General features: G+C 40.1%; 15 protein-coding genes. All 15 read left to right on the top strand.

The annotated features are described in order from the left end of the window. Nucleotides 1-3 precede the first annotated feature (3 nt). The 15 genes from ACOMC3_RS16490 to ACOMC3_RS16420 all read left to right on the top strand — a co-directional run bounded on the left by ACOMC3_RS16490 (nucleotide 4) and on the right by ACOMC3_RS16420 (nucleotide 12764). The gene (locus ACOMC3_RS16490) at nucleotides 4-738 is read left to right on the top strand and encodes a DUF6090 family protein (protein WP_420316986.1); all 735 of its coding nucleotides are present in this window, start codon (nucleotides 4-6) and stop codon (nucleotides 736-738) included. Next, nucleotides 735-1445, top strand: a complete 711-nt coding sequence (locus tag ACOMC3_RS16485; RefSeq protein WP_420316985.1) for a DUF6090 family protein — start codon at nucleotides 735-737, stop codon at nucleotides 1443-1445. Before ACOMC3_RS16490 ends, ACOMC3_RS16485 begins: the two co-directional genes overlap by 4 nt. Next, on the top strand, nucleotides 1442-2113 hold the full coding sequence (locus tag ACOMC3_RS16480; RefSeq protein WP_420316984.1) for a DUF6090 family protein: 672 nt from the start codon (nucleotides 1442-1444) through the stop codon (nucleotides 2111-2113). The genes ACOMC3_RS16485 and ACOMC3_RS16480 overlap by 4 nt, the downstream gene beginning before the upstream one ends. A gap of 33 nt (nucleotides 2114-2146) precedes the next feature. Beyond that, complete coding sequence (locus ACOMC3_RS16475; RefSeq protein ID WP_420316983.1) at nucleotides 2147-2854, top strand: DUF6090 family protein; 708 nt, start codon at nucleotides 2147-2149, stop codon at nucleotides 2852-2854. Next, a complete protein-coding gene (locus ACOMC3_RS16470) occupies nucleotides 2851-3549 on the top strand; it encodes a hypothetical protein (RefSeq protein ID WP_420316982.1) in 699 nt (232 codons plus the stop codon). The genes ACOMC3_RS16475 and ACOMC3_RS16470 overlap by 4 nt, the downstream gene beginning before the upstream one ends. A 16-nt stretch (nucleotides 3550-3565) precedes the next feature. Then, a complete protein-coding gene (locus tag ACOMC3_RS16465) occupies nucleotides 3566-4258 on the top strand; it encodes a DUF6090 family protein (protein WP_420316981.1) in 693 nt (230 codons plus the stop codon). 84 nt (nucleotides 4259-4342) lie between these two features. Next, on the top strand, nucleotides 4343-6037 hold the full coding sequence (locus ACOMC3_RS16460) for a hypothetical protein (protein WP_420316980.1): 1695 nt from the start codon (nucleotides 4343-4345) through the stop codon (nucleotides 6035-6037). Between the two features lie 78 nt (nucleotides 6038-6115). Further along, entirely contained in the window at nucleotides 6116-6574 is a 459-nt protein-coding gene (locus tag ACOMC3_RS16455; RefSeq protein ID WP_420316979.1) for a GxxExxY protein, read from the top strand. 27 nt (nucleotides 6575-6601) lie between these two features. Next, nucleotides 6602-7330, top strand: coding sequence for a hypothetical protein (locus ACOMC3_RS16450; RefSeq protein WP_420316978.1), 729 nt, complete (start codon nucleotides 6602-6604; stop codon nucleotides 7328-7330). Between the two features lie 4 nt (nucleotides 7331-7334). Further along, the gene (locus ACOMC3_RS16445) at nucleotides 7335-8039 is read left to right on the top strand and encodes a DUF6090 family protein (protein WP_420316977.1); all 705 of its coding nucleotides are present in this window, start codon (nucleotides 7335-7337) and stop codon (nucleotides 8037-8039) included. Between the two features lie 23 nt (nucleotides 8040-8062). Then, nucleotides 8063-8254: a hypothetical protein gene (locus ACOMC3_RS16440; protein ID WP_420316976.1), complete on the top strand. Its 192-nt coding sequence runs from the start codon at nucleotides 8063-8065 to the stop codon at nucleotides 8252-8254. Continuing rightward, on the top strand, nucleotides 8254-8778 hold the full coding sequence (gene yjjX / locus ACOMC3_RS16435; RefSeq protein ID WP_420316975.1) for an inosine/xanthosine triphosphatase: 525 nt from the start codon (nucleotides 8254-8256) through the stop codon (nucleotides 8776-8778). Before ACOMC3_RS16440 ends, yjjX begins: the two co-directional genes overlap by 1 nt. 105 nt (nucleotides 8779-8883) lie before the next feature. Beyond that, on the top strand, nucleotides 8884-11241 hold the full coding sequence (locus tag ACOMC3_RS16430) for an alpha/beta fold hydrolase (protein WP_420316974.1): 2358 nt from the start codon (nucleotides 8884-8886) through the stop codon (nucleotides 11239-11241). A gap of 47 nt (nucleotides 11242-11288) precedes the next feature. Further along, complete coding sequence (locus tag ACOMC3_RS16425; RefSeq protein ID WP_420316973.1) at nucleotides 11289-12017, top strand: DUF6090 family protein; 729 nt, start codon at nucleotides 11289-11291, stop codon at nucleotides 12015-12017. Nucleotides 12018-12056: 39 nt separating this feature from the next. After that, nucleotides 12057-12764 carry a DUF6090 family protein gene (locus ACOMC3_RS16420; protein WP_420316972.1) on the top strand — a complete coding sequence of 236 codons (708 nt, stop codon included), beginning with the start codon at nucleotides 12057-12059 and terminating at the stop codon, nucleotides 12762-12764. Nucleotides 12765-12979 lie beyond the last annotated feature (215 nt).

Raw genomic sequence — 12979 nt, 5'->3', positions numbered from 1 at the left:
AAGATGAAACGCATCCTTACCACCCTTTCCCAAAAATGGCCTGAGTATTTACTTGAGGTTCTGGTTATCACCTTTGGTATTCTTGGTGCTTTTGCATTGAATAATTGGAATGAGAATCGAAAGACAAGAAAACAAGAAATAGAACTACTGACCAATCTTAGAAGCGACTTTGAAACACGTGTTGAGGAGATAAAAACCATTCAGGAAGTAAGGTCAAATATCCTGCAAGTCATTGACACCCTCTATCTGAGAATTGAAAATAAAGAATATGAGAATCGAAATAACGAACTGGATAGTCTATTGAGTTACCTCTATATTTCATATCGTTTTAATAATGAGTTTAGTAGTCTGGATATGCTCTTTAGTTCCGGAGGAATCATTAATCTTTCGAATAGTGAGCTCAAAGAAACTTTGATAAAATGGCCATGGCTGGTGGCCGAGATGCTGGAAGAGCAAGATCGCATTGAAAACCAAATGTCACTTACAACACAAGTTCTTTCCGAGTATGTCCTGGCCAATAATCTCTACAAAAACTGGGCTTTCAGTAAAATTCATGGAAATCTATCAGATGATTACTTTCCGAGTAATTATAAAGGACTTTTTACCGACAGGCGCTTCCTTGATGTGCTGGCACATCGAAAAGCGAATCTTGCTTTTAATGTCAGGGATGGAAAAGCAATCATTGAGCTGGGAAATAAGATTATCAAAACGATTGAACAAGAAATTTCAAATCAATGAAGCGAATTTTTCAAACCCTCGCCGAAAAATGGCCTGAATATCTGCTCGAAATTCTTGTGATCACGATTGGTATTTTAGGGGCCTTTGCCTTGAATAATTGGAATGAGAATAGAAAGGATATAGCACTGAAAGAAAGCTACAAAGAATCGCTAATTCTTGATCTCCAAGCGGATACTGCACGGGTAGAGGAAAGATTGCGTTCTTTGAAACAAAGCTTACCGGAAACAATAGCGCAAAAGAGAAGACTCTTAGGCTCTAAAATAACAATTGACTCCTTCGTTCAAGTTGCGAGCAAGGAATTTGAATTTCTCACCTCTGATATCGGACATTTTAATTCTGGTACTTATTTGTCTATGGTATCTTCAGGACACATCGGCCTCTTCACAAACGATCAGCGACGCTCTTTGGAACAGTTGGCCACTGTGCAAAAAAGGGCACTCGATGTAACGTCTCCTTTGTTTAATCAATACATCCAAAGCAGTAATCAATTTGCTCAGAAATACCCCATCGATTTTAGAAACCTGATGGAAATTGAGAGCGAAGTAGTTAAGGAACTGTGGGCAGAAGCAACGCTTTCAGAGTTGGGACCTCAGCTGCTGTCACTGCTGGGTTCCAAAATAGAATACGAGTATGTATTGGCTATTACATTGAAAGAGGCGCAAGATCACACGATTGAATTGTTGGAAATATTGCAACTGGAAGAATGAAAAGAATCCTTACCACCTTCTCACAAAAATGGGCAGAGTATTTACTTGAAATTTTGGTCATCACCATTGGTATCCTTGGGGCTTTCGCTCTTAACAATTGGAATGAAAACCGAAAAGAAAGAATATTCGAGAGAAATATTCTTGAGCAAGTAAAAATTGGTCTGGAGAAGGATGTGAGGGACCTTAATTACAATATTTTACAACATCAAAAGTCGGTAAACTCACAGCATAAGATCCTTAACTGGCTCAAGTCTGATGACCCCTTTGTGGACTCTCTTTGCCTTGATTTTGCAGCAACAAATGTTTTTACTGCCTTTGTCTCAAACGATGAGGCTTTTGAGACACTTAAAGCGAATGGTGTTGGCATTTTAAGCAATGATAGCCTCAAAAATGTGCTGGTACACCTTTATGAGAATACGTACGATTATCACGACGATATGGAGCGGATTTACAATGAGTGGCTGTTGATGAAATTGAAAACCATAGACCCATCATTTTTTGAAGGCTTCTTCGCAGACTCAACTAGTCCGGATTATGAGGGATGTCAGATACCTGTGGATGTTGAGCGACTGAAAAAATCGACGGAATATCGCTTTCACTTAAAGAACCTGATGGAGTTTAATATCATATTTATTCGGCTTATGAAAAGGTGTCAAACAGAAAGCTGAAGCACTTATAGATTTAATAAATATTGAATTAGAATGAAACGTATCCTCACCACACTTTCCCAAAAATGGCCGGAGTATCTACTGGAGATTCTGGTGATCACCATAGGTATTTTAGGTGCTTTTGCCTTGAATAATTGGAATGAAGAGAATAAAAATGAACGTTTGGAAGTTGCTTATTTGAACGATGTTCATGTAGAATTTGAAACAAACAAAAAGCAATTTCAGGAAATCTTAGCAACATACACTGAGCAATTTGAGCTAGCAGATAGCATCCGTAAAATGTTCCCAATTACCAATGAAAATTGGAATGCGATTTTTGAAATCTACGATAAGGTCTTTTTACCCGCATCTTTTGACCCAAGCAATAGCAGTATTGATGCATTAATTTATTCAGGGAAAATAGATCTTGTAAGAAATGATTCGCTTAAAAAATCCTTATTGGTCTGGAACGACCAATTCGAAGATTACAAAGAAGAAGAAAACAACCTACAGGACTGGTGGCCTTTCTATCAGGAGTTTTATCTCAGTGAACCAGCCTTGCATAGCCATAGAGCTGTCAAGTATGAGGTGTCAGATAAAGTGAAAATAAAACTGGAAAAATTGCTTTGGTCGAGAAGAGCAGACTTGGGGCTCGTTATTGCAAAATGGGTTAGATTAAACAATGAGTCGAATGAGCTGATGACTTTAATTGATTCCATCATTTCTTTATCAGAACAAGATAATAACCAGTCCCGCCGATGAGAAAACTCCTTGAAACTTTAAAACAGAAATGGGCAGAATACCTGCTCGAGATGATTGTGATTACCATGGGTATTCTGGGGGCCTTTGCTTTGAATAACTGGAACGAAAATAGAAAGGATCGGAATTTTGAATCGGAGTTGCAATCCGAGTTACTGGTTGGCATTCAAGATGAGCTATCCAGAATGAACGTTAGGATGAAAGGCAACCAAACTGCAAAGCGGTCCAGCCAAATCCTACTTGAACACTTAACTCAAGATTTAGCGAATCATGATTCGCTGGACTATCACTTTGTTAAAGCTTTCGCAATATGGCCTGCCAATATAAGATATAGTGCATTCGAAAATGCAAAAGAACATGGTTTGCAATTTTTGAGTGATTCCACCCGGTACTTGGTCTCTTTGACCTACGAAATGAGAACGAGACACCTTGAAGACTTGATATCAGGATACCAGCAGTATTACTATACCACCATAATCCCAGAATTAACAAAAAATTTTGACGCTAGTGCCAACTCGGATAACGGAGAGGGCATTGTACCAAACGATTATCAGGCAATCGTAGAAAATATGGAGTTCAGGAATATTCTTAAAACAAATACTTCATTTGTCATTAGAATCATTCGAGAACAAAAACGGATCATATTCAATCTGGAACGATTAGATGAAAGCCTAAGGTCAGAGATGGGTAACAATTAAACGCAAGCACTAACACATGAAAAAACTCCTTGAAACCTTAAAACAGAAATGGGCGGAATATCTACTGGAGATTCTGGTGATAATCATCGGTATTCTGGGAGCCTTTACTTTGAACAATTGGAATGAATCTAGAAAGGACATGATTTCTGAACGTGTCTACTTGGCGGCCATAAATCAAGAATTTAAAGCCAACAAAATTCAATTTGAAAAGGTAATGAGGACCTTTGACAGGCAGCACCATTTGGCTGATAGCCTCATGAATTTATTCCCAATAACAGTCGATAATTGGGCCGACATCAAAAAAATGTACGGACGTGTGTTTCATAGGTGGTCATTTGATCCAAAGCACGGAAGCATTGAATCGATTATCAACTCAGGTAAAATTGATTTGGTACAAAATACTGATTTAAGGATGCTGATTTCCACTTGGAATGATCAATACGATGACTACAAGGAAGAAGAAAACAAACTCCAAGAAAAGCGAGACATTTTTGATGACCTTTATCTAAACGAATTCTCAAATAGAAAAGAGAATGGTCGGGTAGTACCATTGGCTGATGAAGCCAGAGTAAAACTCGAGAAACTCATGAATATGAGGCGAGGGGATTTGAGGCGAATAACAGGTAACTCCCCAATAAATCAGGAAGCTGAAGAATTGATGATGACGATCGATTCAATCATTTCTCTGACTCAACCATATGTTCAATGAAAAAACTCATGGAAACCTTAAAACAAAAATGGGCAGAATACCTGCTTGAGATTTGATTGATTCGGAAATAAACCCTGACTAAAATTGAGAAAACTATTTTCCATTATCGGACTTTTTGTTTCTTGTCTCCTTGCGGCTCAAGAGGAGGAGTGGAGAGTAATACCTTCCGTCAGAGAATGGCTTGAAGAGATCAACAACTGGCCTGATAGTGTCTATCGTCAGGATAACCTGCATGTATTCTTTGATTATGAAAAAGATACCGGGCTGATCGCCACCACCTTCGAAGAAACAGACAGCCTACCCAGTGAGCCGCTTTTTATTGTTAACAAACCTGTAAGGGTCTCTGGGCTAAACTTCGCAGGAGATAGAAAAGGGCCTGGCACTATGCCCAGGCGCTTGACTAGTATCCAATTTAATGGGTGGCTAACCATATCGCGAATGGCTCAGAATCGTGCAGGTTTTGTTGGCTGTGTTTTCAAAGACGATATGAGCATGTGGGATATTCAAAGTAGAAATGTATTGCAGTTTGTAGACTGTGATTTCGAGAAATCATTGCATTTGTACGGGCCTCAAGAAAACATGGGATTCTACATCGCAAATACGAGCATCAAAGAGGACTTAATTATCACCTCCGGAAACACGGATGCAGGGATCCGAATCCTTAATTCAGATTTATCACAATTCTTTGTGAACGGAAAATTCACACAGTTTAGAATGGACAGCACCAACGTTCGTTATGGGATGAGATTGTCCAACGTTACGATATCCAACAGTTTCCAGTTGCAGAATACGAGCCTTCCAGCACTAGAGCTTATCGGCACAGACTTTCCAGAGCTTCATACCTACATTCCTTTTCACAACATAGAAAATGCTTTGGCATTGGATCTTCCCATAGGATGGGATCGCGACCAGGACTTAGTGAAATACAAAGCTGAAAGCAAAGAGGAAATTATGGATACCCAGCGATTCGACAACCTGATTGCTAGTTATTACACCTTGCTGGAAGTCTATAAATCTCGTGGCGAGCTCACCTCGTACAATGCTTGCTACATTGAAATGAGAGACAAGGTCACCGCTCGATCTAAGTTGCTATATAACCAGGATCCTTCATTCACTAATTTCTTTGCGTACCAGATCAATCGGTTTACACGAGCATTCAGTGACTATGGCACCCGTCCAGAAAAAGCGATTATCGTGTTCTTTCAGGTGGTCTTGGCTTTCAGTATATTCTACTTCTTCTTCCCGAGTAGTTGGAACACTACAAATAATCGCACGATGATGAGAAGGCTCTCTTACCTCGGAAGCTACTTCACATCAAAAGAGGGTCTGTCTGATTTGTTCGAAAAAGAAGCGAAGGAAGACTACAAAGACTATGAGGAGTTTCATCAATTCATTAGTAGTAGTGAGAAGAGGCTCCCCATCTATTTTCAATGGTTGAGTAAGCCGCTTTATCGTGTGTCTGTTAGCCGATTCAATCTATCCAGAAGACTCTTGGCCAGCGGCGACATCTTGAAAGGCGAATGGGATCAATTGCCAAAAGCCAAGCAAGTTAGAACCAGCATCCTGATTGGTCTTTACCTTGTGATCTATCTGATTTATGTCCTGATTATTCGATGTTTGAATGCGATCACACTTAGCTTAAATGCATTCTCCACTTTGGGATTTGGTGAGATTCCCACACGAGGTTTAGCTCGATATGTTACAATCATTCAGGGGTTCGTGGGGTGGTTTCTCCTCAGTATTTTCCTGGTAAGTTTAATTGGACAGATACTGAATTGATATGAAACGCATCCTATCCATCCTCTCCCAAAAATGGCCGGAATACCAGTCTGAAACACAGATGAACCTGATAATTGGATGAGCACAGATTTACTTCATAAAGACATTACTGAAAAGATAATAGGTGCATCATTCGATGTTCATTCTTTTCTAGGCAATGGATTTACTCATTTATTTAATTCTATTCTTTATAGAATTCGTGAATGCTGCGCATTTCAAGAGGTCATTTATCAGCGGGCCTTAGCCTATGAAATGAGTCAACGAAACCTTGAGTTCGCAAGAGAAATTGAACAAGAGATTTTTTACAAAGACTTGAGAGAACCCATTGGCACTCGTAGAGCTGATTTTGTTGTTGACGGAAAAGTCCTTGTAGAGATTAAGGCCATCAAAGAACTGGAAGATGTTCACCTAGCTCAAGCGCTAAATTATTTGAAAGCATATCGACTAGAAGTTGGTCTACTTATCAACTTCGGTTCAAAGAGCTTAACTTTCAAGAGATTGGTCTTATCTCCCTCCAAACATCTGCGAAATCAATAAATCCATCAAATCCGTGATTCAGACAATATGAAACGCATCCTATCCATCCTCTCCCAAAAATGGCCGGAATATATTCTTGAGATTCTGGTCATCACTATTGGTATTCTCGGTGCTTTTATGCTTAACACCTGGAATGAAAACAGAAAACTTCAAAATACCGCTGAAGTACACAAGCAAGTCTTGATTCAGGACATGAAAGCCGACTTGGAAGATTTAAAAGAGTTGAATGACCAAATGGAGGCTAACATTAACTCATGCATTCGTCTTTTTCGCCAGTTTAAAACACTGGAACCGATTGATTCGAACACAAGCAACTACATCGTCTCACTCATTCTTGAGTACAATTTTTCTCCCAACAAAACAGGATTCAATGCCCTCGATAATTCCGGCGGTCTCACACTTTTTGAAAATGAATTGCAGCAAAAAATCAGAGAGTACTACTCGCTCACCGAGAAAATCATTGCCAGAGAAAATATTTCCAACAACTTCATACGCGATAAATATGAGCCCTTGATTTTTGATAAATACGCCTACTTATGGAGCCAATCCAATACCTTCAGCTTTTCCAGTGAGCAATACAAAGATGACCCCAGACCCGCCCCTGAAATCGACACAAAATCCTTACTTGCAGACCGGACACTTGAGACATTAATCATCGCACGTCAATATCAGTCTGACACACAAAAAGAATTATATGCCGATGCGATATTGTCTCTCAATGAAATATTAACTCAGTTGGAAAAGCACAAATTTTAATTGTATGAAAAAGATCCTTACCACCCTCTCACAAAAATGGCCGGAATATCTACTAGAGATTCTGGTGATCACCATCGGCATTTTAGGAGCCTTCGGACTAAACCGATGGAATGAACAGGTACGGTTTGAAAATGAACAAGCTCAGATAATCGCCAACTTAAATGAAGAATTTACTACTAATGTTGAATCGCTAAATAGCCAAATTGCCAGGTTGGAACGAAAGATAAGAGCCTGTTCCCAAATAATGAGCTATATACATGCATCCAAGCCTTTACCGGATACGATCCTGGTGGATACTTTGGTCAATAGAATCTACGACAACCCTACCTGGAATCCGAGCACTTTTGTTCTCACGGATCTCAGAAATTCAGGCCAGCTGAAAGCTCTAAAGAATCAACAACTAAAGGCACTGCTTCATCAATGGGAGCAGCACTATGAAAATTTAAGAGAGTGGTATCAACTTGAAACGAGCATGTTTAACAGAACAATGGATTTCTTGACTGAAAATGGCTCAGCCCGAAACACCCTATTTTCAAGTAGATTTGGTCGGAGTACATTCCCACAAAATAATGAAATGCTTTTCCAGTCCATTGAATTTGAGAATCTGGTCGCTCATAATTTGATGTTAACCTCTGGATTATACAATATATATCAGTCTCAAACACTTGAGCTTATCAGTGAAATCTTAGAGGAGACCAAAACTGAATAATCAATCATCGTAAACTCACAATCATGGGACTATTTTGGGATTTAATACAGCAGGATCAAATTGAAAATCAAAAAGTGAAGTCAGCTTCGCTGGAGGAACGCGTCGAACTTCTGGAAAATGAATTGGTAGCCACTCGAAAGCTTCTCATGGATACCTTACATGTGCTGGAAAAACATGTAGGTCAGGACATTGATAAGGATGGAAAAATTGGTTAATGAAAGTCATTGTCGCTTCTAAAAATCCGGTAAAAATCAATAGTGCTCGTAATGGATTCAATCAAATGTTTCCTACTGAAGCAATTGAGATTGAAGGAATCTCGGCACCTTCTGGTGTCTCCGATCAGCCCATGACCAATTCAGAAACCTTACAGGGAGCTAAAAACCGTGCGGAATTTGTAAAAAAAGAAGTACCTGATGCCGATTTTTGGGTAGGCATTGAGGGAGGAATTGAAGACACTTCTGACGGTATGGAAGCCTTTGCATGGGTGGTGATTTTATCCAAAAACCAGAAAGGTCAGTCACGAACAAGCACGTTTTATCTACCACCCAAGGTGAGGGAATTAGTTCTTCAGGGCGTAGAACTTGGTCATGCTAATGATCAGGTGTTTGAAGAGCATAATTCCAAGCAAAAAGGAGGAGCAGTTGGATCATTATCAAACGGTTTGTTGGGAAGAACTGAATATTATGAACAAGCGGTTATTCTTGCCTTGATCCCTTTTGTGAACAAGAAGCTTTATTGAGACAGAAACCTCAATAGAATAGAAGAATTAGACCTTAATCCACCGGATAATTTGCTTCAAACTCATTGATATCGGTGTATCTTAGTAAGACTAACCTATCCTAAAATGAGAGATACCATTCTATTACTCCTGACATTTTCATGTCAATTCGCTGTATCACAATCACAAAACCAATCTGCCCTGACCATCGATCAGATAATGCAGGGAGAGGCCTTTGTCGGTTATCTTCCTACCAGTATTCGATGGACGGATGACAGTAAAGCGATTGATTTTAGCTGGAATCCGGAAATGGACACCATTCGGTCCACCTACCAAGCCGATATTACAACCAAAGAAATTACTAAACTGACTCCAGAGGAATTGCTTGCCAGATCAGCCGATGGAGATTATAGTGCCGATTATCGTTGGAAAGTTTATGAAAAAAATGGGGATCTGTTTCTGAAAGACTTATCCACGTATGAAACAAAGCAAATTACCAATACTTTAGAAAGGGAATCCAATCCTGTTTTTGCTTCAAATGATAGCCAAATCGTATACCAAATCGGGAACAACCTGTTTCAATGGAACATCAGTGAGGGTACGACTAGACAATTAACGGACTTTAAGGCTGGAAGCGAAAATGAACCTAAGGAGAGCGAACAGGATCAATGGCTGGAACAGGATCAGTTGGCCTACTTTGATATTCTGAGAAAACGCAAAAATGAATCAGATGCACGAAAATATCGGTCTGAACAATCAGCTCCTGATCGACCAGAGACCATTTACATAGGTTCTAAGCGCATGGTTGGGATGACCATTTCTCCCAACATGAAATTCATTGTTTACCGTTTGCAGGATGAAGCAAAAGAAAAACGAACTATCGTTCCTGATTATGTGACACAATCCGGCTATACAACAGACCTGAATGCCCGGACCAAAGTAGGAGGAAAACAAGACAAATTCGAAACCTGGGTACTCAATCTGGAAAACGATGAAAACACACAAATCGAAACCAAGGATATTGAAGGCATTTATGACAAGCCGATCTATAAGCAAGAATATGTAAAAGAGGGTGAAACCTGGAATCCAATGTATGAAGAGCCAAGGAGTGTTTCAATTGGGTTGCCGGTATTCTCTGAGGATGGCAAAGCGGTGGTGAACATCACCTCGGAAGACTACAAAGACCGATGGATCATGCTCCTGGACCTGAATACTGCCAAGCTAAGCTTAATTGACCGACAACATGACGATGCATGGATTGCTGGTGATGGAATCGGGTGGTTTTCGCGACCTACCATTGAATGGATTGACAATGATAACATTTGGTTCAAATCAGAAGAATCAGGATATGCCCATCTCTATACTGCCAATGTAAAAACCGGGAAAATTAAAGCATTGACAAAAGGTGAATTTGAAATTTTGGATGTTCAGCTCTCCAGAAACAAGGAGACGTTCTTCATCACCTCCAATAAGGTAAGCCCACATGAAATACACTTCTATCACATGCCGGTGAAGGGGGGTGAAATGACTCAAATCACTTCGTTGAAAGGAGGTCATCAAACAACCATCTCACCGGATGAGCAGCAACTAGCGATCCGATATGGGTACACCAACAAACCGTGGGAATTGTATGTCATGCCTAATCAGGCTGGCGCATCTATGACCCAACTGACCGAATCAACTACCGAGGCATTTAAATCATACAATTGGCTGGATTCGGAGATTATCCGATTTACAGCAAGAGACGGTGTGGAAGTGCCAGCAACTCTGTACGAGCCGGAAGCTGACAAGAAAAATGGAGCGGCAGTGGTATTTGTCCATGGAGCAGGGTATACCCAAAATGTTCATTACTGGTGGCCATCTTACTACCGCGAATACATGTTTCATAATTTTTTACGTGATAATGGCTACACGGTCTTGGCCATTGATTTCCGGGCGAGTAGAGGATATGGAAGGGACTGGAGAACTGGCATCTACCGACACATGGGCGGTAAAGACCTGGATGATCAAGTGGATGGAGTGAAATACCTGGTAGAGCAGAAAGGCATTGATGAGGATCGAATTGGAATTTATGGAGGGTCTTACGGTGGATTTATTACGTTTATGGCCATGTTTACCACTCCGGATGTTTTCAAAAGTGGTGCATCCCTAAGACCGGTTTCTGACTGGGCACACTACAATCATCCATATACAGCCAATATCCTTAACACACCGCTGGAAGATAGTCTTGCCTATGCCAGAAGCTCACCCATTTATTTTGCAGAGGGACTCAAAGGAAACTTGCTTATTCTTCACGGCATGATCGATACCAACGTGCACTTTCAGGATGTGGTTCGCCTTTCACAGCGATTGATTGAATTGAAAAAGGAAAACTGGGAGCTCGCTGTATTCCCACTCGAAGGTCATGGATTTAGAGAAGCCTCCAGCTGGTCAGATGAATACAGACGGATCTATAAGCTTTTTGATGAAACCCTAAGGAAATAGAAAAATCTATGCTCTTCCTCCTCCGAAAAATCAGACGCAAAACACTTATGAATAACAAATTCACTACCTATTTTTTGTATGCCATTGGAGAAATTATTCTCGTGGTGATTGGGATTTTGATTGCCGTCAGCATTAACAACTGGAACGACGTTCGAAAAAGGCGCGCATCTGAGCTTCACTACCTCACGAATATCAAGAAGGACCTTATCCTCAATAACGAAGAGTTGGACAGTTACATTGGTAACAGGGTACAACTAATTGAATATGCGTTGGAAATACTGGAGTATTACGAAGGCAAGGAGCTAGAAAACCCTGAACTCATTTTCGATAAGATGCTCCCCATCTACACATGGGAGCGTTTCTTTCAAACGAACAACACGTTCAAAGAACTGGTCAATACCGGGAATTTTGCACTAATATCCAATGAGGACATTAAAGCCGGCTTATTGAATTTGGAAGCTCAGTATTTACTCATGAAAGCCACAGAAGCCCATTTTCGATTTGATTCTGAGGTAGCCCTCTTTCTTCCATCTTACGAATCAGTGGATCATTACAAACTCTACAAAAATTACCTCTATCGTACCACCAACGGGCAAATGGGAGAGAATACCGAAATTAAAAGAGAAGATCTTGCTCAATTAGATGATCTCAGACAAAAGAATGGTTTTGTAATGGCATTGGCAGAATTTACCAAGATGAATCAGCAAATGGTGGAAATGAAGCAGATGTCATTTGATCTAATAGCGATCATCGATACAGAAAAAGCCAATTACTAAGTAATGCTCATCCTCCTCCGCAAAATCCGTCGAAAGCTTATGCAGAACAACAAGTTTACCACTTATCTCTTGTACGCTATTGGGGAGATTATGCTGGTGGTAATCGGAATATTGATTGCCGTGCAGATTGATACGGCCAAAGACTATGCAAAAGCAAGAATACTAGAGAAAAAGATACTTGCAGAAATTCGAAGTAATCTTCAGGCAGATCTCCTTGAAATTGATGAAGATTTAGGCATAATGGATGAAATTAACGAGGCTTGTATCGACATTGTGGAATTCCTTGATCAGAATGAAGCACCCACCGATCGTTTTCAATTCCTCGTCACAAACCTTCGGGTGACGCCACATTTTAGTCCCAATAAAAGTGGCTTCAGTTTGCTGCTCTCTAAGGGATTAGAACTTGTTTTAAATGATAGCTTGAGACTTAACATATCAACTCATTATGAAAGTTTATACCCCTACTACAAGAGGTATGAAGAAGAGCGAATTAGGTTTAATTCTCAGCATGTCCAACCTGTTTTGCACAAGTACTTCCAGATGCATCAGGATTTAAGTAAGCGGTTTTACATGAATTTTATGATTTCAAATGAAGATTACAGTACTCTAAAAACGGATGCTGATTTCATCAAAATTGTAAATGTCAAAGGCCTGGAAAACGCCTCAGTTCAGCTCAGGGCTCAGCGTGTAAGAGAAAGTATTATTGCACTCATTGAGCAGATCAATGGTGAATTAAAAGAAAACTGACGCTCTTCCTCCTCCGTAAAATTCGCCGTAAGCCAAACCCTATCAAATCTCCCCTAACCCCTCTCTAATATTAGAGAGGGTAAGGAATTTCTGAAGAAATTCAGGGGTGAGTTAGAATTCATTATCTTCAATCGAATAAATCTACCAATCGCCTAATCAACAAATCGGAACGTGCTCTTCCTCCTACGCAAAATCAGTGGAAAAACACTTATGAA

The sequence above is a fragment of the Ekhidna sp. genome (assembly GCF_965212185.1).
Taxonomy (GTDB): domain Bacteria; phylum Bacteroidota; class Bacteroidia; order Cytophagales; family Cyclobacteriaceae; genus Ekhidna.
This window is presented reverse-complemented; position numbering and strand designations above follow the sequence as displayed.